At 59.5% G+C, this 19,677-nt stretch carries 16 protein-coding genes; 6 read left to right on the top strand and 10 right to left on the bottom strand.

Going from position 1 to position 19,677, the window contains the following annotated elements:
- Positions 1-82 precede the first annotated feature (82 nt).
- Together GZ093_RS07470 and GZ093_RS07465 are read right to left on the bottom strand one after the other, a co-directional pair.
- Positions 83-724, bottom strand: a complete 642-nt coding sequence (locus tag GZ093_RS07470) for a response regulator (protein ID WP_296484258.1) — start codon at positions 722-724, stop codon at positions 83-85.
- Positions 721-2,799, bottom strand: coding sequence for a PAS domain S-box protein (locus GZ093_RS07465; protein ID WP_296484256.1), 2,079 nt, complete (start codon positions 2,797-2,799; stop codon positions 721-723). The genes GZ093_RS07470 and GZ093_RS07465 overlap by 4 nt, the downstream gene beginning before the upstream one ends.
- Before the next feature lie 35 nt (positions 2,800-2,834).
- Between GZ093_RS07465 and GZ093_RS07460 the strand changes: the two genes are divergently transcribed.
- The 4 genes from GZ093_RS07460 (at position 2,835) to GZ093_RS07445 (ending at position 6,817) form a co-directional block, all read left to right on the top strand.
- A complete protein-coding gene (locus GZ093_RS07460; RefSeq protein WP_296484254.1) occupies positions 2,835-3,881 on the top strand; it encodes a DctP family TRAP transporter solute-binding subunit in 1,047 nt (348 codons plus the stop codon).
- 90 nt (positions 3,882-3,971) lie between these two features.
- Positions 3,972-4,949, top strand: coding sequence for a TRAP transporter substrate-binding protein (locus GZ093_RS07455; RefSeq protein ID WP_296484252.1), 978 nt, complete (start codon positions 3,972-3,974; stop codon positions 4,947-4,949).
- 60 nt (positions 4,950-5,009) lie between these two features.
- Positions 5,010-5,537, top strand: coding sequence for a TRAP transporter small permease (locus tag GZ093_RS07450; RefSeq protein WP_296484249.1), 528 nt, complete (start codon positions 5,010-5,012; stop codon positions 5,535-5,537).
- Entirely contained in the window at positions 5,534-6,817 is a 1,284-nt protein-coding gene (locus GZ093_RS07445) for a TRAP transporter large permease subunit (RefSeq protein WP_296484246.1), read from the top strand. The genes GZ093_RS07450 and GZ093_RS07445 overlap by 4 nt, the downstream gene beginning before the upstream one ends.
- A gap of 249 nt (positions 6,818-7,066) precedes the next feature.
- Here the strand turns inward: GZ093_RS07445 and GZ093_RS07440 are convergent, their stop codons facing one another.
- Positions 7,067-8,176: an ATP-dependent 6-phosphofructokinase gene (locus GZ093_RS07440; RefSeq protein WP_296484241.1), complete on the bottom strand. Its 1,110-nt coding sequence runs from the start codon at positions 8,174-8,176 to the stop codon at positions 7,067-7,069.
- A 66-nt stretch (positions 8,177-8,242) separates the two neighbouring features.
- Positions 8,243-8,821, bottom strand: a complete 579-nt coding sequence (locus GZ093_RS07435) for a cob(I)yrinic acid a,c-diamide adenosyltransferase (RefSeq protein ID WP_296484238.1) — start codon at positions 8,819-8,821, stop codon at positions 8,243-8,245.
- Positions 8,822-8,929: 108 nt separating this feature from the next.
- On the opposite strand from GZ093_RS07435, the gene GZ093_RS07430 reads away from it, so the two are divergent.
- On the top strand, positions 8,930-10,354 hold the full coding sequence (locus GZ093_RS07430) for an FAD-linked oxidase C-terminal domain-containing protein (RefSeq protein ID WP_296484235.1): 1,425 nt from the start codon (positions 8,930-8,932) through the stop codon (positions 10,352-10,354).
- Between the two features lie 372 nt (positions 10,355-10,726).
- Complete coding sequence (locus GZ093_RS07425) at positions 10,727-12,205, top strand: integrase family protein (protein WP_296484233.1); 1,479 nt, start codon at positions 10,727-10,729, stop codon at positions 12,203-12,205.
- 129 nt (positions 12,206-12,334) lie between these two features.
- On the opposite strand, the gene GZ093_RS07420 is transcribed toward GZ093_RS07425, so the two are convergent.
- From GZ093_RS07420 to GZ093_RS07395, 6 genes are all read right to left on the bottom strand, one after another.
- Positions 12,335-13,543, bottom strand: coding sequence for a PDDEXK nuclease domain-containing protein (locus GZ093_RS07420; protein WP_296484229.1), 1,209 nt, complete (start codon positions 13,541-13,543; stop codon positions 12,335-12,337).
- Positions 13,540-13,695 (bottom strand): hypothetical protein, encoded by a 156-nt coding sequence (locus GZ093_RS07415; protein WP_296484227.1) that lies wholly within the window; start codon positions 13,693-13,695, stop codon positions 13,540-13,542. Before GZ093_RS07415 ends, GZ093_RS07420 begins: the two co-directional genes overlap by 4 nt.
- A gap of 69 nt (positions 13,696-13,764) precedes the next feature.
- Positions 13,765-15,048: a hypothetical protein gene (locus GZ093_RS07410; RefSeq protein ID WP_296484225.1), complete on the bottom strand. Its 1,284-nt coding sequence runs from the start codon at positions 15,046-15,048 to the stop codon at positions 13,765-13,767.
- Positions 15,049-15,090: 42 nt separating this feature from the next.
- Complete coding sequence (radC, locus tag GZ093_RS07405; RefSeq protein WP_296484223.1) at positions 15,091-15,753, bottom strand: DNA repair protein RadC; 663 nt, start codon at positions 15,751-15,753, stop codon at positions 15,091-15,093.
- Between the two features lie 4 nt (positions 15,754-15,757).
- Positions 15,758-18,682 carry a DEAD/DEAH box helicase family protein gene (locus GZ093_RS07400; protein ID WP_296484221.1) on the bottom strand — a complete coding sequence of 975 codons (2,925 nt, stop codon included), beginning with the start codon at positions 18,680-18,682 and terminating at the stop codon, positions 15,758-15,760.
- A 2-nt stretch (positions 18,683-18,684) separates the two neighbouring features.
- The gene (locus tag GZ093_RS07395) at positions 18,685-19,554 is read right to left on the bottom strand and encodes a Bro-N domain-containing protein (protein WP_296484218.1); all 870 of its coding nucleotides are present in this window, start codon (positions 19,552-19,554) and stop codon (positions 18,685-18,687) included.
- Positions 19,555-19,677 lie beyond the last annotated feature (123 nt).

The following is a 19,677-nucleotide window of genomic DNA, read 5'->3' as shown; positions in this document are numbered from 1 at the left end:
TCTTGTTGAACGGCCGCGCAGTGTACTTGCTGTTCGTCGGATCAGGCCCCGTAGAGGCGCGCATCGGCTCGGGCGGGCGCGATCACAGGGGCGGCAGGTTGACCGACATCGGCTGCAGACGACCTAGCTTGTGCGCCAGCTCCACCGCCGAGCTGACGCCCATCTTTTCAAAAATGTGCGCGCGGTGAAACTCCACAGTGCGCGGGGTAATGCCGAGATGGTCCGCAATGTTCTTGTTGTAGTGCCCGCGAATCAGCTCATCGAGCACTTCGCGCTCACGCGGACTCAGGCTGACCAGCGCCTGCTTGAGACGATGCAACTCCAGATCCGTGTCGATGATCATGGATGCCGCCGCCAGCGCCTGCTCCACCCGATCGACCAGCTCATTGTCCTGAAACGGCTTTTCCAGGAAGTCCCAGGCCCCGCTCTTGACCGCCGCCACTGCCATGCCAACGTCGCCGTTGCCGGTCAAAAACAACACCGGCCAGGGACAGCCCAGCGCCTTGAGCCGCTCAAACGTCACCAGGCCCGACAAGGGTGTCATCCGGACATCGAGCAGCACGACGGCGTGGCCCCATTGACCCGGCAACGCCTTCGCAGCGTCCAGAAAGGCCAGGCCACCGTCCCAAGTGGCCGCGTGGTAGCCGCGGGAATCGAACAGCCAGGCCAGGCCATCCCGAATGTCGGGGTCGTCGTCAACAATATGAATAGCGGCCTGGTTCATGGGACTCCTGGGGCAACGAGCGGGGTGGGCAGCGTGGACGCCACGGCGGGACCATCGGCCAGCGGCAGCCACACCACAAAGCGGGCGCCGCCCAATTCGGGGTCACGTCCGACCTCGATACGCCCATGGTGGGCCTCCACAATCGAACGGCAGATCGCCAGCCCCATGCCCATGCCGCCTTCCTTGGTGCTGAAAAATGCATTGAAAATCGTTTCACGGTCGTCGTCCGATACCCCTGGGCCGGAATCAGCCACCACCAGACTGGCCAGACCCTGGCGCCGGTCGCCATCGACCTCAACGCGCACCTGGGCCAATCCCGAGCCCCGATGCGCCCAGTCAAGGGCGTTGGCCACCAGGTTGTTGATCAGATGCTCCAGCATCAATTCATCCGCGTCGATCCAGATCGATTGGCTCTTGTTCACCAGCAACACCTGGCCGCTCTGCACGTCCCCCATGCTGGCGAGAACACGGCGCAGAACGGCCACCAGTTCCAGGCGCTGACGGGACAATTCACGGCGACGCGCAAAGGCATTGACCCGCTTGATGATGCCGCCCGCGCGTTCTGCCAAGCGCGCCATGCGGGTCACCACCGGCTCCAGCTCATCGAGCGTGATGTTGCCCCCGCGCAGGCGATTGAGCAGCCCGTTGGCGAAGCTGCTGAGCGCACCCAGGGGCTGATTGAGCTCATGCGCCAGGGTGGAGGCCACCTCCCCGACCGCCACCAGCCGACCTGACGCCTCCAGCTTGTCCTGCTGCAATGCGGCCATGCGCTGGGCACGCTTGCGCTCGCTGATGTCCAGCACCGAACTCATCCAGCCCAGCTGCTCGCCGTCGGCAGTCGTCAGGGGGGCCTCATGAATCAGCACATCCAGCAGCGGCCCGTTGCGGTGTTGAAACTGCAGCTCCACGCCGTCGCCTTGCGTTCCCTGCGTGATGACGTCGCGATGCACCAGTTGCAGTTCATCCGCCTGGTCAGCGGGCCAGTACGGCAGCGGGGCAGACCTGCCCACCAGTTCGCTCGCCGCATAGCCCACCATGCTGCAAAACGCCTGATTGACATACAAGATTTTTCCGTGCTGATCCCAGGCGCGCAGGCCGATGGTGACCGAATTCTCCATGGCAGTGCGCAAGGCCACCTCGGCCTGCAAACGCGCCTGCACCTGCTGGCGTTTGACAAAATCGCGCCGCAGCGCCACCAGGCTCGTCAGCATCCCCGCCAGGAACAACAGCGCCACCAGAAAGAAGATACGCGGCACCGTGGTCGGCTGCTCGCCGATCGGGGCCACTTCCAAGAACAAGTCTGGCCCGGGCAAATTCATGCTGGCCCGGTACGGATGATCAGCAGACGCCGAGACGGGAATTGGACCCATATCGTCGACGACCAGCCGCACGCTGTGGCCTTGCGCGAACCAGGCCGGCACCAGGGAGCGCACCGCGCGCTCCAGCGACAAGGCCGCCAGGTAATTGCCGACAAACTGGCCCCGGTCAAAAAACGGCACCGCCAGCCAGAGCACATCCGTGAACGAGCCATCGGCCTGCTGCATCAGCCCGGCGTAGGCGGAGCGCCGCAGGCCGCGCGTGGTGTCTTGCATGGTGGCAAGCGCCTGCGCATTGGCCGGGTGGGCAGTCCAGTCCAGTTGCCAGCGCTCCGGCCCCACCCTGGCATCGTGCGTCAGGCCAGCGGCCAGCCAGCCATGCGACAACACCACGCCGGGCTCACGCCACAGCAGGCCGCCTTGGACTTCGAGCGTCTTGGCCCTCTGGTGCGGGGCATTGGCGTCGCCCAGCACCGTCTGGCGGGCCAGCACCAGCAAGTCGTCTTCCAGGCGGCGAAAGTGAAACTGCACGCTTTGCTCCAGCCACTGCGCATCCGCGGCACGCCGGCGGGTTTCTTCTTCGGCCTCAAAATTATTCAGGTACAGCACCAGGGTCACCACCGCACCCACCAGCAGCAGCAGCAAGCCCAGCAGCCAAAACAGCGTGCGCCGGCTGCGGCTGACATGCCCCGGCGGCAACTGTTGCAGCAAGGCAAAGTCGCGCGTCTGATCAGTGGGCAAAGGCTCGGTTCTGGTCACGGGTTGTTCCATCAAGTCCTCGCATAATAGCCAGCATGCCGCCTCCCGCCATTTCTGCCTGCCTCCCGCCGACTGGTCGCCGTCAGTGGCTGCGTGGCTTGAGCGCCGCCGCGCTGGCATCATCATCCTTGAGGGCGGCGCCGGCCCAGGGCATCACGCTGCGCCTTTCGCACGTGGTGGCCGAAGAAACCCCCAAGGGCCTGGCGGCCAACCGCTTCAAACTGCTGCTGCAGCAGCGCTCGGGCGGACGTATCCAGGTCCAGGTCTATCCCAATGCCGAGCTCTATGGCGACCACGACGAAATGCAGGCCCTGCAATTGGGTGCGGTGGACTTGCTGGCGCCTTCGCTGTCCAAGTTTGGCCGCATCGGTTTCCCCGAGTTCGAGCTGTTCGACTTGCCGTTCCTGTTTGACAGCGTGGCCGATGTGCGGCGCATCACCCAGGGCCGACTGGGCCAGCGTTTGCTGGCGCGCCTGAGCCACCAGGGGCTGGTGGGCCTGGGTTACTTTGACAACGGCTTCAAACAGATGAGTGCCAACCGCCCGTTGCTGGCACCAGCCGATTTTGTCGGCTTGCGCATGCGGGTGCAGGCATCGCGCGTGATCGCGGCGCAAATGCGCGCGCTCGGGGCACGCCCGGTCACGCTCGCCTTCAGTGAAACCCGCCGCGCCCTGGCCAACGGCGTGGTGGACGGCACCGAGAACCCGGTGTCCAACTTCTGGACCCAGCGCATGCATCAGGTGCAAACCGACCTGAGCCTGACCGAGCATGGTTACCTCGGTTATGCGGTGGTGGCGAATCAACGCCTCTGGATGAGCTTGGGCGATGACGACCGCAGCTTGATTGGGCAGGCGCTGCACGACGCGCTCGCCTTTGGCAACCTGATTGCCGACACGCAAAACGACAAGGCCCTGGCGGCTTTGCGCGAAGCCGGCACCACGCGCATCCACACCCTCACCCCGGCTCAGCGCGCGCGCTTGGCCAAAGCCGTTGAACCGGTGCACCAGGCGCTGGCACAGCGCATCGGTTTGCCCTGGGTGGACGAACTGCGCCAGGCCTTGAAGCAGCGTCACTCGGGTTAACCCTAGCTGTTGAACACCACAGTTGCCCCGCTCTTAACGGCGCCTTAACCTTCGCTCGTTGGTTTTTTTTAAATTATTCAGGAGACATTCATGAAATTGAACTTAGTCGCTGCTGGCGTTTTACTGGCCTTCGGCCTGGCTGCTCACGCTGCCCCGCTCATCATCAAGTACAGCCACGTGGTCGCAGACGTCACACCCAAAGGACAGGCCGCCATCAAGTTCAAGGAACTCGCTGAGAAAAAACTGCCAGGCAAGGTCGAGATTCAAGTCTTCCCCAACAGCCAGTTGTTTGGCGATGGCAAGGAAATGGAAGCGCTGCTGCTCGGTGATGTGCAGATCATTGCGCCATCCTTGGCCAAGTTTGGCAAGTACACCAAGCAAATCCAGATTTTCGACCTGCCATTCTTGTTTGACGACATTGGCGCCGTGGACCGCTTCCAGGCCAGCAAGGAGGGCCAGTCGCTGCTCACCTCCATGTCCAAGAAAGGCATCATGGGCTTTGGCTACCTGCACAACGGCATGAAGCAACTCTCGGCCAACGTGCCGCTGGGCATGCCGTCTGACGCCAAAGGGCTGAAGTTCCGCATTCAAGCGTCCGACGTGCTCGAAGAGCAATTCAAGGCCGTCGGCGGCAACCCGCAAAAGCTGGCCTTTGCCGAGGTCTATCAATCGCTGCAAACCGGTGTCGTGGATGGCACCGAAAACCCCTGGTCCAACATCTACAGCAAGAAGTTCCACGAAGTGCAAAAGTACGTCATGGACAGCAACCACGGCGTGCTTGACTACATGGTGATCGGCAACGCCAAGTGGTGGGCCGGCCTGCCCCCGGACATTCAAAAGGGCTTGACCGAAGCCATGAATGAATCCATCAAGTTCGGCAACAAGGTGGCCTTTGATGAAGACATGGCCTTCCGCGCCAAAGTCATCGCCGACAACAAGGCCAAAGTGCTGCCCATGAGCAAAGAGCACCTGAAGGCCTGGCGCACCGCCATGCAGCCGGTCTGGAAAAAGTTTGAAGGCGACATCGGCAAAGACCTGATGGCTGCCGCCCTCAAGGCCAACAAGTAAACCCCCGCTTCAAATGCATAGACCGCCCCGGCTTGTCCGGGGTTTTTTTGGAGTGTCAATATGAAAATTCTTGATCGACTGGAAGAGTGGATCATCTCCCTCATGCTGCTGGCCATGACGGCACTGACTTTTGCGCAGGTTGTGATGCGCTATGTCTTCAACAGCGGCCTTTCCTGGGCGCTAGAGCTCACGACCGTGTTCTTTGCCGTCATGATTTTTGTAGGCATTTCTTACGGCGTTCGGGTCGGCTCCCACATTGGCGTGGATGCCCTGGTCAAGATGCTCGGGCCGCAACCGCGCCGTGCGGTGTCGATCCTGGCGGTGTTGCTGAGCCTGCTCTACATCGGTTTTGTGCTGGCCGGTGCCAGCCATTACGTGCTCAAAATGCGCGAGGTCGGCATTGAATTCGAAGACATGCCGATTGAGCGCTGGCAGGTGCTCGCGGTGATGCCGCTGGGCTATGTGCTCACGGGATGGCGTTTTTTACAGATCTTTTCGGGGCTCCTCACCGGCAAGACTGACAGCCTGCACCTGGCTGACGAAGCGGCCGAAGCCATGAAACTCAAGTCAGAAGAGGCTCCCTCATGAATACCCTGGTTCTATTTGCCTGCCTGTTCTTCTGCATGGCCATTGGCATGCCGATTGCCATCAGCCTGGGGCTGTCAAGCCTGATCACCATCTTTTTCTTCTCGCAGGACTCGCTCGCCTCGATGTCGATCAAGCTGTTCGAGACCAGTGAACACTACACCCTGATGAGCATTCCGTTCTTCGTGCTGGCCGGGGCCTTGATGTCCACCGGCGGCGTGGCCAAGCGCATGGTGGCATTTGCCATTGCGGCGGTCGGCCACCTGCGCGGCGGACTGGCGATTGCCTCCATTTTGGCCTGCATGCTGTTTGCCGCGGTGTCGGGTTCCAGCCCGGCCACGGTGGTGGCGATTGGCTCGATCGTGATCGCCGGCATGGTGAAGAATGGTTACCCCAAGGAGTTCGCCGCCGGTGTGATCTGCAACGCGGGCACCCTTGGCATTTTGATTCCACCGTCGATCGTGATGGTGGTCTATGCCGCCGTGACGGAGGTCTCTGTCGGGCGACTGTTCATGGCCGGTGTCGTTCCAGGGCTATTGCTGGGCTTGATGCTGATGGTGGCCGTGTGGTGGCGGGCAGGCAAACTCAAAGTCAAGCCGCCCCCGAAGGCCAGCGTGACCGAGGTGTTGCGCACCTTCAAGGACTCCATGTGGGGGCTGGCGCTGCTGGTCATCATCATGGGCGGCATTTATGGCGGCATTTTCACCCCCACGGAAGCGGCAGCTGTCTCAGCCGTCTACGCCCTGGTGGTCGCCGTGTTCATCTACCGGGATCTGAGCGCCAAGCAGTTGCCTCATGTGTTTCTGGAGGCCGCCCGCACCACCGTGATGCTGATGTTCATTGTGGCCAATGCCTTGCTGTTTGCCCACGTGCTCACGACCGAGCGCATTCCGCAAGTCATCGCCGAGCAGATTGTCAGCATGGGCATGGCACCGTGGATGTTCTTGCTGGTGGTGAACCTGATCTTGTTGGTGGCAGGCAACTTCATGGAACCCACCGGCATCATTTTGATTCTGGCGCCCATCCTGTTCCCGATCGCCACCAAGCTGGGCATCGACCCGATCCACCTGGGCGTCATCATGGTCGTCAACATGGAGATTGGCATGGTGACGCCGCCAGTGGGGCTGAACCTGTTTGTCACCGCCGGAGTCACCGGCATGAACCTGGTGCAGGTCACGCGCGCCGCCATGCCGTGGCTGATGGTGCTGCTCACCTTCCTGGTGCTCATCACCTATGTGCCGCAAATCACGCTGGCATTGCCCAATATGATGTTCGGCAAGTAGGGCAGGCAAGCTGACGGGCGTTTCGTCAGCTCAAGCAGACAAGGAGCCACGCCGCAGATCAGTTGATCTGCGGCGTGGGTCAATGCATTGACAGGCCCACGACCGTCTATTTCTGCAATTTATATAAGAAATATGGCCCTAGCCCCTGTCAAATAAGCCTGAGTAGCTCTTATTTTTGCAGCAAATTAGGTTCACAACCAATCGCAAAGTCAAGTGGCTTTTTGACTGAAATCCATCATTGAACGGTGTTCAATCGCCAAAGCAGATCCCCAGATCGCGCCCGGTTTGCAGCGTGTCGCTGTCCAGCGGAACCGCCTTCATGCGACCCGCCACTTCTGCCAGTGCAACGTAATCGACGCCGCTCAGGCCAAGCGCCACCATGATGCCGGAATGCCCTGCGTCCAGCGCTCGTACCGCAGCGGCACCAAAGCGCAGAGCCGCCAGCCGGTCGAACGCGGTGGGGCTGCCACCGCGCAGCAGGTGGCCCAGCACCACCACACGCGTGTCTTTACCGGTGCGCTCGGCCAGCGCCTGGCCGATGCGCTCGCCAATGCCGCCCAAGCGCTCCGCATGGCCCCCCTCAGCGGGCGCCAGTAACTCGCGGTGCCCATCGCTGGGCCGCGCGCCTTCGGCCACCAGGACAATGGAATACAGCCGCCCTTCGCCATCGCGCGCCCGAATTTTGGCCGCCACCTGCTCCAAATCAAAACTGATCTCGGGCATCAAAATGGCGTGCGCATTGCCCGCAATGCCCGCGTGCAGGGCAATCCAGCCTGCATAGCGCCCCATCACCTCAACCACCATGACACGCTGGTGGCTCTCGGCTGTACTGTGCAGGCGGTCCAGGCACTCGGTGGCAAAAGCGACCGCGGTGTCAAAGCCGAAGGTGGTGAAGGTTTTGTCCAGGTCGTTGTCGATGGTCTTGGGCACACCCACCACGCGCAGGCCTTTCTGGTGCAAGGCGTTGGCTATGGTGAGCGAGCCGTCGCCGCCGATGGCCACCAAGGCATCGAGCTGGTGAGTGGCAAAGTAGGTCAAAATTTCATCCGAGCGATCGATCTCCCGGGTGCTGCCGTCGGGCATGGTGATCGGAAAATGCAGCGGGTCCCCTTTGTTGGTGGTGCCCAGAATGGTGCCGCCCAGATGCCCAATGCCACGCACCTTGTCGCGTGTCAGTCGGATCACGCCGCCCTCCGGGTAGCGCTCGGGAAACAAGATGCCATTGAATCCATCACGGATTCCATAGCATTCCCAGCCCCGGTTGGCGGCGGCAATCACCACCGACTGGATGACGGCATTGAGACCGGGGGCGTCGCCGCCGCCGGTATTGACGGCGATGCGCCGGATTGTGTTGGTCATGACGGGTCCTGCTGATGAAACTGAATATGAAGATGAAGGATACGCGCGAATCGGCTCAAACCCGGTTCAATCGGCCGACGCTTGCGCCAGCTTTTCGCTCTTCCAGTACACATCATCGCCCTGCGTGCCATCGGTGCGGTAGCGGTTGAGCACACGGGCCAGCACAAACATCAGGTCACTTAAGCGGTTGAGGTACTGGCGCGGCGTGTCTTTCAAGGCTTCCTGGCCTTCGAGCGCCACCACCGCGCGCTCGGCGCGACGCGCCACGGTGCGACACACGTGGGCCAAGGAGGCCGCGCGCGTGCCCGCCGGCAGAATGAACTCCTGCAGCCGTGGCAAGGCCTCGTTGTGCTCGGCCAGTGCGGCGTCCAACGCCAGTACGGCTTCTGGCTTGAGCAGTTCGAAACCAGGGATGGAGAGCTCGCCACCCAAGTTGAACAACTGATGCTGGATTTCAACCAAAAGTGAGCGCACGCTCTCTGGCATGGTCTCGCACAGCAAGACACCAATATTGGAATTGAGCTCGTCCACGTCGCCCATGGCGTGCACACGCAGGCTGTTTTTCGAGACGCGGGTGTTGTCGCCCAGCCCCGTGGTGCCGTTGTCGCCGGTGCGGGTGGCAATTTGTGTCAGGCGTTGTCCCATGAAATAGCTCCTGTAGTTGAGCTATTGTTGCAGCAAAATACCGACCACTGACCTTGCGGAACCGTCCGTAGCGAAGCGAAGCCGGTCCCCAACCCATTGAAAGAAGCCATGAACCCTTGCGCCCTGAACTCCCCCCTGCCACCGGCCATCCTGCAACGCGCGGTGCCCGACGCGTTTATCGCGGCATTGAAGTCGCGCTTTGCCGAACGCTGCGCCACCGCGTTGGTCGTGCGTGAGCAGCATGGGCGCGACGAGTCCTCCTTCGAAGCACCGCCACCCGCAGCCGTGGTCTTTGCAGAAAACACGCAAGACGTCGCGGACGCGGTCAAGTTGGCCAACGACTACGGCGTTCCTGTCATTCCCTTCGGCGTCGGCACGTCACTCGAAGGCCATTTGCTGGCCGTGCAGGGCGGCATCAGCCTTGACGTCAGTCGCATGAACCAGGTGCAGTCGATCAACGCCGAAGACCTGACGGTGACGGTGCAAGCGGGCGTCACGCGCAAGCAGCTCAATGAAGCGGTCAAAAGCACCGGCCTGTTCTTCCCGATCGACCCCGGTGCCGATGCGACGCTGGGCGGCATGTGCGCCACCCGCGCCAGCGGCACCAACGCCGTGCGCTACGGCACCATGCGCGAGAACGTGCTGGCGCTGCAAGTGGTGACCGCCAGCGGCGACGTCATCCGCACCGGCACCCGCGCCAAAAAAAGCAGCGCCGGCTACGATCTGACGCGCCTGCTGGTCGGCAGCGAGGGCACGCTGGGCGTGATCACCGAGGTCACTGTCAAGCTCTATCCGCTACCGGAGGCGATCTCGGCCGCGATCTGCTCCTTTCCGAGCATTGAGGCGGCGGTGCGCACCACCATCCAGATCATCCAGATGGGCATTCCGATTGCGCGCGTCGAATTGATTGACGCCAACACCGTGCGCATGGTCAAAGCCTATGCCAAGCTCGCGCTGCGCGAAGAGCCCCTGCTGCTGATGGAGTTTCATGGCTCGCCCGCCAGCGTGAAAGAGCAGGCCGAAACGGTACAGGAAATTGCCAGCGAATTCGGCGGCAATGCGTTTGAGTGGGCCACCACGCCGGAGGAGCGCACGCGGCTGTGGACCGCCCGCCACAACGCCTACTTTGCCGCCATCCAGTCCAAGCCCGGTTGCCGCGCCATTTCTACCGACACCTGCGTGCCGATTTCCCGCCTGGCCGACTGCCTGCTCGACTCGGTGGCCGAGGCCGACGCCAGCGGCATCCCGTACTTTCTGGTCGGCCACGTGGGGGACGGTAATTTCCATTTTGGCTATCTGATCGATCCCACCAAGCCCGAAGAACGCGACACTGCCGAAAAACTGAACCACGCGCTGGTGGCACGCGCCTTGGCGCTGGACGGCACCTGCAGCGGTGAGCACGGCGTGGGACTGCACAAAATGGATTTTTTGGTGACCGAGGCCGGCGCGGGCGCGATGGACATGATGCGCAGCATCAAAAAAGCGCTGGACCCGAACAACATCATGAATCCGGGCAAGATTTTTTTATTATAAATTTAATAGCTACCAGTCCTTACGGCGTAAGGGCTGGAGGCCAATCTACTTAATAAAATTCGGTTGACGAGCGGGTCGTCGTAGTTCAAAAACAAAAGGGGTTACAGACCTAAATCTGTAACCCCTTAGCTTTATTGGTGCGGCTGGCAGGAATTGAACCCACTACCCCTTGGTTCGTAGTCAATACAAAAATAGCTTTATTAGATTCAACCGCGTTCATACTATTTAACAAAATCGTTACAAATCAATAACTTACAACAACTTAGCGTCCAATGTCATCCCAAGATGTACAATGACTGCCAGTGAGAAACGGCAACCGAACGGCAACCAGCCGGGAGAAACGGCAACCGAACGGCAACTGGAAAGTAAGTCATGGGCATCATCACAGACAAAGAAATGGGGTCCAAACCGAACGGTGCAGACCAGTGGTTTACAGACCCTGCTCCGCGCGGTGCTGGCCGCTTCCTGGGCAGGATAACACCGGGTGGTGAGCGGTCCTTCTATTTTCGCTACACCACCAGCTCCGGCCAGCGCGACACCCTTGCGGTGGGTGCCTACGATCCCAAAGGCCGAGACGGCTATCTGACCCTTGCTGCTGCTCGCGAAAAGGCTGCGAGCTGGTCAAAACAATACAAAGACGGTGCACGCGATCTGCGCCAGCACTTTGCAAAAGTCGAGGCAGACCGCTTGCAAGCCAGCGAAGATGCGCGCCAGCAAGCGGACAAAGACAAACGCGCTGCGGAAACCGCCGAACAACAAGCCGAACTGGACCGGCAACGTCGGCTGACCGTCAAACAAGTGTTCGAGCGCTGGGCTGCCACCGAGCTGGCCCCGCACGTCGGCGGTGACGGCAAGCGCATCGGGCGCAAAGATGGCGGACAGTATGTACGTGAGCAGTTTGACCGGCGGGTTTTTGGCACTTTAGGTGAAATCGCCGTGATGGACGTGCGCAAGGCCGACATCCTCGCCATTCTGGATGCCGTCAAGGCCGAGGGCAAGCTGCGCACCGCCAATATGCTGTTGGCTGACCTCAAACAGATGTTTCGCTTCGCTGCCGAGCGTGAAATCATCGAACACAGCCCGATTGAGTTGATCAGCAAGCGCAAGGTCGGCGGCAAAGACATCAAGCGCGACCGGGTATTGTCAAACGACGAGTTGGCCGCACTGGTCAAGCAACTGCCAAACGCCAATCTCAGCAGACGCACCGTCCTTGGGCTTTGGCTGATTCTGGCAACCGGCTGCCGGATCGGCGAGCTGATGGGTGCGGTATGGGCCGATGCCAAACCCCAGCAGCAAGCATTACAGGCCACGGTGGACGCGCACAACGTGGCGCAAAAGTCTGGTGCAGTGCAGTTCGGTCTTGTTGATTTGCAAGCCCGCACCTGGTACTTGCCCACCACCAAGAACCAACGCGATCACCTGATCCACCTGAGCGACTTCGCCGTAAAGCAGTTCACCGAGTTGGCCACCCTGCGCGAAGCGGATCGCGTCACCGGCGAGCCCCTGGCCTGGGTCTTTTCCGACAGCCGTGGCACGGGGCCTGTGTGTATCAAGTCTTTTGGTAAGCAACTGGCGGACCGCCAAAGCAGCGAAAGCGCGCGCCTGCAAAACAGAACCAAGTCAGTTGATGCGCTGGTGCTGGAAGGTGGCCGCTGGACCGCGCACGACCTGCGACGCACCGCGTCCACCCTCATGAGTCAATTGGGCATCTCGAACGATGTGATCAACGAATGCGAGAACCACATCAAGCAAGGCATGAGCGGCGTTTACATTCAGGATCGGCGCGAGGCTGAACAAGTCAAGGCGTTCGATGCGCTGGGGCAAAGGCTGGCCACTTTAACAGCGGCGTGATCACCTTTTGGCTTCGCTCTGCCCAGCAGCCTTGAACTCCGAATACCTTTCAAACAATCTGTAACGCAGAACGTGCGCGTTGCGCCAACTTGTCTATCTGGCCACAGGGGTGGCGAGTGCCGTCTGGCGTCATGGCGGGCCTAAAACCTCTTTGCGGGTGATTTCCAAAAACTTCTGCAGCTCTTCCTTGCTAGGCAGCTCAAGCTGGTATTTGGAGACGAACAACTGGTTGTCCATGCTGGCGGTGGCGTACTCGACCAGCGTGTGGTCCTGGTCGGTGCACAGCAACAGGCCCACGGGCGGGTTGTCACCCGCCATCATCATGTGCTTGCGGTACCAGGTAACATAGGTGTTGAGCTGGCCGATGTGCTCATGCGTGAACTTATCCACCTTCAGCTCCACCAGCACATGGCATTTGAGAATACGGTGGTAGAACACCAGATCGACAAAGCTGCGCGTCTTGCCGATGAGGATACTTTTTTGCTGCGCCTCCAGACAAAACCCGTGGCCCAGCTCCAGCAAAAACTCGCGCAAATTGGCCACCAGCGCAGCCTCTAGGTCAGACTCGGCCACCGCATCTTGCGCCCGCAGGCCCAGAAACTCGAAGATATAGGGGTCCCGAATCGCCAACCGGGGCTCTGCTGCCTCGATGCCCTGGCGCACCATAGCCGCCAGTTTCTCTTTGTCTTTGGACAGGGCAGAACGCTCAAAATACAGCGTGTCGATCTGGCGCTTCAACGCGCGCACCGCCCAGTTGCCCCGGATGCATTCGATCTCGTAAAAGGCACGTTTCAGCGGGTCTTCAATGCTGATGAGCTCGGCCAGGTGGCTGAACGAGAGCGTGGTAAACAGCTTCTCGATGGGCGCCGCCAGCGCATGTGCCATTGCCCCGCCCGTCGCCCTATCGGGCGCGGCGGGCGCAACGGGTGAGATGGCAGACAGTGCCTGCCATATTGGGGGCGCAAGCTGGGTGGCTAGGGATTTGGCAGCCTCTGCCTGCCAAATCAACGGGTACACGGTGTAGAACTGGCGGCACTGGCGCAGCGTGCGCGGGGCAAGGTCGCGCATACCGCGCGCCGCCAAGGCCTCGGCCAGCCGGTTGATGATGGCTTCGCCATAGGTAGCCCGGTCAGCGCCTTGCTGCTCGTATTCACGGATGTACCAGCCGATGACCCAGTTGCGCAGCGTGAGCGTGGTGTTGATGGCGCGGCTGACGGCGGCAGCGCTTTGCGCATGCACCTGCCCGATGGCCGCCACCAGCGCGGTGAAATCCATGCTCAGCCGGCTGCTCTTGGCGTTGGCTGGCGGGGTGAGTGCGGTCTTCTTTCTGGTGTTCATATCATGCATTCTTCCGCGTCACATTCAATTGTCCCGCCTTCGACTCCAGCCGACCTGCCCGTGCCCGTGCCGACGGCAATCACCAGCGCATCGGCCTGCAAAATGAGTTCTGCGGCATGCATCAACTCGTTTTGAAAAACTGTGTCAGGCATGCCACTTATCCTCAATGCGAAGTTGTTCACACAATCGGCTACAACCCGGATGCATCCTAGTTTTCACAGCTATGTTGCTTTCGGGTCTTCTGACTCGCTCTGCCCTGCAGCCTTGAACTCCGAATACGCTTTATCCCAATCCACGTTGGGGAACGCGTCTTTGACGGACTCCAGAAAGTCCTTGCGATTCAAGGTCTCAAAGGTTACGTCTTTGTAGCGCTCATCCAGCTTCATTTCCTGTATCAAATCGTCGGCACTGGGGAAGACACGGTCTAACTCCCCATTGAGCCATTTTTTTGCTGTCGCCGTAGAAATCACCCCGTTAAGCGATTGTCCGAGCAGCGCATCAGGCTTTGTTTCTATGACAAGCGCTTGGAAATAGGCAACGATCTGATCCCTTGAAGTGTCAAGGTGCTTTTGCAAGTCGGCTGCAACAGTCTTTTGGTGCGCATCCAGCTTGGTACGAAATTCTGTCAATCGCTCGACCAAATACGGTTTTGCTGCTTTCAAAACCACACGCCCATGATCCTTGCCTAGCGACGGCGTGAAATTTTTACGTATCTCATTCAATGCGTCCTCCAAAGGTTTGGAAGACAGTTTGCTGCCCTTTTCAATCAACTCAAAGGTCGTGCGCAAACGGCTTTCCAAATCTTTGCTGCCACCCAGTTTCTGAATATTTGGCGGAATTGCCAAGCGGTGACGCTGGATGGCCGCGCCAGTCAGGCTCAGTTCAACGTATTGCAGATACGGCTCAAACACCCGTACTTGCCGGGCTAGATCGAAGCGCACTGGTGGTACTTCCTTCAAACTAGTCGTCACCTCGGCCAACTTCGCTTGGGTGATGGGCGCTGACACAACATCCACGGTTAAGGCTTCGATCTGCTTTTTTGCTTCAGGGGTTTTGGCTTGGGCCACAGCAATCACTTTGGCTGAAGGGGAAAGTCGCGCAAGAGCCTGCGCCACTTGTTCGCCAGACATCCGAATCGCGTTCGATGCTGCGTCATCACTGGGTTCGGCTTCCAGGTAAAGCGCAGTGGGGGTAAAAATGTAGCCCTCGTTGTCCACCACAACCAACGCTGTGCGCAAGCCTGGCGAGCTGTGTACCGAAATGCCAGCGTCAATCAATAGGGTGACCGCGCCCACATCGCCATAGCCCATCCGCATGACACGGTCATCAAAATCGAGACTCACGGTCAGCATCTCTTTGCCCAAACGCCCCGCCGCCTCGACCATTGCCTGCGCCAAGTCAAGCTGGATACCTGGCCCGGCATAGCAGACGGCTCGTTGGGCTGACCGGATTAACTCGGAAATCCGTGAGGGCGACAACGCGCAAAAAAGTGCATCAGTGTTCATAGAGAACCTATTTTGAAAACAGACCGAAAGCCCCAGCGCCGTTCACAACCGCCCAGCCTCCAGAAAGCTGAAGTACTCCACCCGGTTGAAGATGATGTGGTCCAGCAGTTCAATACCCAAAATTTCACCGGCTGCTTTGAGCTGGGCCGTGACCTGGTTGTCACTGTGCGAAGGCTCAACCCCGCCACTGGGGTGGTTGTGGGCCACGATGATGGCTGCCGCACGGTCTGCCAGTGCGTCGGCAAACACCTCGCGTGGATGCACCGGGCTGCGGTCAATCAGGCCAATGGACACCACCCGAATGTTCAGAATCTCATTGGCCCCGTTGATGCTGGCGCACAAAAAGTGCTCTTGCTTGCGGTCAGCGTAGTGCCGCACATGGGGCAGCAGGTCGGCGGGCGCCTCGATCCTTGAGCCTTCGGGTTTGATGCGGCGGCGAGCGAACTCGATAGCCGCCAGAATCAAGGTGGCTTTGGCGTCACCCACGCCATCAAATTGCGTCAGGTCTTGCGCCGTGACATGCAAACCCTTTTCGTCCACCAACCGTGCCAGCTTGGCTGCCAGAGTCATGACGTCCATGGTGGCGCTTCCTTTGCCAAGCAGCACCGCCAACAATTCTTGATCGCTCAAGGCCGACGCCCCCTTGCGCAACAACTTCTCGCGCGGGCGGTCGGCTTCGGGGATTTGCGCAATAGTCTTGCCCATGGCTTTAAGCGGCAGCGTGCAAATGGTGTTGAATCACCGTCATGGCCATGATGTCAAAAATCCCGGCCACATCGGTGTACTTGATGTCAGACAGCTCCTCAAAGCGCCCCATGTCGTTATAGACCGTCTGGATTGCGCCATTCACCTGCCCCCGGTACACGCCATTCAGATAAATGCCGTCTGAACGGTGCGCAACCACTGTTTCGCGGATCAACGGATCAGCGGCCTTTTCTTCGGTCACCTGCTTGATAAGAATGGCCTCCTCATTGGTGATGGGGAAAGTAGTCAGAATCTTGGCGATCATTTCCTGAATCGACACCTTGAGCGGCGGTGGTCCAGCGCCCGGCCTGCCGTTGCCAGGTCTGAGCCTGACCGGCCCAGCGCTGGTGGTAACGCCCTGGTACACAACATTGGCTTTGATGACTTCGGTCTGCCGAATCTGTTTCATCAACTCCGACACGCCGCCTGCTTTGAAGAGCTGCGGCCCCACGTATTCTGCAAACCTGGCCAACTCTTCGACCTGCTGATCAAAGGTAAAAAAGCAGGTAAGAAAGTGAAAGCTTTTTACCAACTTGGCCAGCAGGTAAACGAACGTCTTGCGTTCCTCCATGTCGCTCCACTGGGCCTGAAAGCGAGTGCGTAGTGCATTGACCAAAAACTGCACCTGCGCGTCCGTGCCAGCGGCCAACAACTTACCCAAATCATCGGCGTCCTTCTGCGTGAACAGCCCCGCCGCCAACACCTCGGCATACAGTTTCAGGCACTGCGCCTGGTCGGGCTCCTCCGGCTCAAACGGTGTGCCTTTGCGGTACTTGATGAATGCCTTCAAAATGGCCTTGGCGTTGTTGGTGAAGTCCACCACCACGACCTTGTCTTTTCCCTCATGGCAGCGGTTCAGCCGTGACACGGTCTGCACCGCATTGCGGTCAACTACCCCTTTATCCAGAAACATGCCCGCCAACAAAGGCTGGTCAAAACCCGTCTGGAATTTGCTGGCCACAATCATCAGCCGGTAGTCATCCCCTTCAAACCGGTTTTCAATCAGCTCCCCCTCAGCAAGCCCATTGAGCGCATGCTCGGTGATCGCGGCGTTGGTTTGGGGGTGGGTAAAGTCCGAGAACGCATACAGCGCACGGTAGGCCGCGCCGCGTTCTTTGAGCTTCGCCGTTATGATTTCAAAGTAGCGCAACCCCGCCACACGGGAGCTGGTCACAATCATCGCCTTGGCCCGCCCGGCTATCAGCGGCATCACGTCTTTCTCAAAGATGCGCAGCATGACCTCGGCCTTGTACTGAATCAAGCCGTCGTCCTGATAGGCCACATTTTTCAGCGCCTTGGCCACCACGCCCGCCGGGTAGCGCGCTTCATCCTGCGGTTTGGGCACTACCGCGCAATGCAGGTTGTACAGCGTCTTGTAGGAAATGATGCTGGCCGCCACGTCCACGATGTAGCCCTCGGCAATCGCCTCAGACTCGGAGTAGGTGTCAAACGCCTCGCCAAACAGATTGACCGTGGCAGGCGCAGGCGTGGCGGTGAACGCCACCATCAACTGGTTTAGGTCGTGCTCACGAATGATCTTGGCGATTTGCTCCTGCGGGTCGGCAGCATCATCATCAGCAGCAGCATCTTCGGCATCGGGTTCATCCGCTTTGCGAAACGGCAGTCGAATGGCCGCGCCCATTTGCCCTTCTTGCGAGCGGTGCGCCTCGTCAATCAAAAAAGCCACGCGCAGCGCCTTCAACACCGGATTGTTTTTGGTCTCGTCCAGCACCCAGGCAAACTTTTGCTGTGTGGTCACAATGATCGACTTGCGCTGCGCCATAAAGCGCGGCAGGTCATCCGCCTTGCGCGCCAGCCCCACCACATCTTTCAAATGGGTGAAGTTCTCCAGGTCTTCCCGAATATTGGTGTCCAACGACTTGCGGTCCGTCAGGATGAACACCATGTCCACCAGCTTTTCGCTGGTGCCGGGCTTGAACAAGCTATGCAAGCGGTCTGCCAGCCAACAAATGGTCAGCGTCTTGCCGCTGCCCGCCGAATGGTTGATCAGGTACTTGCGACCAATGTCGCCCGTATCGGCAAAGTGCGCGGCAATACTGTGCGCCACCTTGTGCACCGTGCGGCTCTGGTGGTAGCGCGGAAACAGCGTGAAGGCAGCGCGCTCCGGCTTGTCGTCCTGCGCATCGCGCTGCGGCACGCGCACCAAGAAGAATGACAGCGCCTCCATCAACGCATCCGGCCCCAGCACCTCGCGGTACAAAAACTCTACCGGGTATTCAGAGTCGTTGGTGGCCTGGTTGGTCAGCCCCATGTTGTGCCAGCGAAAGTTCTCCTCCCGGCGCGGGTCGGTAGCGGCCTTCACGTCGCTGGTATCGGCCGCCAGGTACAAAAACGGGTGCTGAAAAATCTTGCGCGTGGGGTCACGCCGGGTGAACTGCGCCACCGCGTCATGCACCGTCTGGTTCTTTTCGTGCTTTAGCTCCAACGCCACGATGGGCAGGCCGTTGAGGAAGAAGACGAAATCAATCTCCTGATTGGTATCGCCAAAGTAAAAATGCGGCCTGAACGTGATGCGGTTCTGCGCGTACTTTTGCGCAGCGGCACTCTCGCTGGAGCGCGCGCGCGGGTAAAACAGGCGCAACTCCAGCCCCCGCACCTTTAGCCCGTGGCGCAGCAGCATCCACAGCGGCGTGTGGGCCAGTTCACTGCGCAGGGCTTTGAACACTTGGTCGCGTGTATCGGTTCCATAGGCGGTCAATCTTTCGAGCGAATCCCCCTGCGTGGCGGTCAAAAAAGCCCAAAGCTGGTCTTCGGCAATGTTGTGCTCGGTATCGGTAATGTCAGCCTGTTGAAGAACGCCGTAGTGATGCACCCGCACCAGAAAATCTGCAATGTGCTTTTGAAACTTCAACTCCGGTGCTTTAGTCATGATCAGCCCTCACTGCCTTTGATTTTCTTCACCTTCTTGGCCGCCAACTGCTTGAAATTGTCTGGCGATATCACCGGCTTACCGCTTTGTTTTTCAATATCCTTGCGCGTGCGCCCGGCCACGGCACCGCCGTCTTTGGCATCCTTTTTGAGCGGTGTCATGCCTTTGGAACCCCGATCACGGTGCAACTTGGTGGTGGTGGCCTCGCCCAGCATGGTCAAGATCAGCTCAATGTCGGTCATGTGGTCGCGCAGGTTCTCACGGGCCAGGGCCTTTACCTGCTTGTACTCATCTACCTTGAGTGCAAAAGTGCCCTGCATGATTTCATTGGTCAGAATGGCGAACTCCTGGCTGCTGGTCACGCCGCGCGCTTTCCATTCATCGGTCAGGTCTTGGCGCACGGCAATGCCGCGCAGGCGTTTATCTATCCACTCCTTGGGGTAGCCCTTTTTCTCATACAGGTCTTGCATGCGGCCCATGGCCAGCTCGGGGTTCTCAATCTCGTCCAGCCGCTCTTTGCCCACTTTGGCCAACCAGCGCTTGAACGGCTCGGCCCTGGGGCTGGGAATGGACTGGATCAGGCGAAAAATACCCTGCGTATTCCAGCACTGCAGCTTTTGCGGACCACCGGCCGTCTCAAAGCTGAACCCAAGGGGGGGTACAAATTGTCCCCCCCCTTGGCTGTCCAAGCCTAAAGCGGGGTCACGCCTGCGCATCTTCTTCCAATAGTCCGCCGGGTTGGCGCTATCCGTCAGGGCCGCCACCACGTCTGTAATGACAAACCACCACTCGTCGTTGTGCAGGGTGCGCCGTATCTCCTGGCTCTGAAACAGGGCCACACGGGCGGGCGGTTCAGTTGCAGATGAATTCATTGCTTTCCCCCAACAATTTATACAAAACAGGCCTGTAGCCCTCTACAGGGACTTCCCACCAAATCAAGAGGTATTGGATTTATTTTTTGATAGGCGGTATTCATTGCATTGATGTAAACGAAA

It is taken from the genome of Rhodoferax sp. (assembly GCF_010365055.1).
GTDB lineage: Bacteria > Pseudomonadota > Gammaproteobacteria > Burkholderiales > Burkholderiaceae_C > Rhodoferax.
Note: the sequence above shows the minus strand (reverse complement) of the source record. Positions and strands in the feature narration are given on the sequence as shown.

Bases quoted from the DNA above. Each gene is read 5' to 3' on its own strand.
- radC (WP_296484223.1), bottom strand. From the start codon at position 15,753: ATGGGCAAGACTATTGCGCAAATCCCCGAAGCCGACCGCCCGCGCGAG.
- GZ093_RS07435 (WP_296484238.1), bottom strand. From the start codon at position 8,821: ATGGGACAACGCCTGACACAAATTGCCACCCGCACCGGCGACAACGGC.
- GZ093_RS07460 (WP_296484254.1), top strand. From the start codon at position 2,835: ATGCCGCCTCCCGCCATTTCTGCCTGCCTCCCGCCGACTGGTCGCCGT.
- GZ093_RS07430 (WP_296484235.1), top strand. From the start codon at position 8,930: ATGAACCCTTGCGCCCTGAACTCCCCCCTGCCACCGGCCATCCTGCAA.
- GZ093_RS07440 (WP_296484241.1), bottom strand. From the start codon at position 8,176: ATGACCAACACAATCCGGCGCATCGCCGTCAATACCGGCGGCGGCGAC.
- GZ093_RS07425 (WP_296484233.1), top strand. From the start codon at position 10,727: ATGGGCATCATCACAGACAAAGAAATGGGGTCCAAACCGAACGGTGCA.
- GZ093_RS07455 (WP_296484252.1), top strand. From the start codon at position 3,972: ATGAAATTGAACTTAGTCGCTGCTGGCGTTTTACTGGCCTTCGGCCTG.
- GZ093_RS07420 (WP_296484229.1), bottom strand. From the start codon at position 13,543: ATGAACACCAGAAAGAAGACCGCACTCACCCCGCCAGCCAACGCCAAG.
- GZ093_RS07445 (WP_296484246.1), top strand. From the start codon at position 5,534: ATGAATACCCTGGTTCTATTTGCCTGCCTGTTCTTCTGCATGGCCATT.
- GZ093_RS07470 (WP_296484258.1), bottom strand. From the start codon at position 724: ATGAACCAGGCCGCTATTCATATTGTTGACGACGACCCCGACATTCGG.
- GZ093_RS07410 (WP_296484225.1), bottom strand. From the start codon at position 15,048: ATGAACACTGATGCACTTTTTTGCGCGTTGTCGCCCTCACGGATTTCC.
- GZ093_RS07450 (WP_296484249.1), top strand. From the start codon at position 5,010: ATGAAAATTCTTGATCGACTGGAAGAGTGGATCATCTCCCTCATGCTG.
- GZ093_RS07400 (WP_296484221.1), bottom strand. From the start codon at position 18,682: ATGACTAAAGCACCGGAGTTGAAGTTTCAAAAGCACATTGCAGATTTT.
- GZ093_RS07415 (WP_296484227.1), bottom strand. From the start codon at position 13,695: ATGCCTGACACAGTTTTTCAAAACGAGTTGATGCATGCCGCAGAACTC.
- GZ093_RS07395 (WP_296484218.1), bottom strand. From the start codon at position 19,554: ATGAATTCATCTGCAACTGAACCGCCCGCCCGTGTGGCCCTGTTTCAG.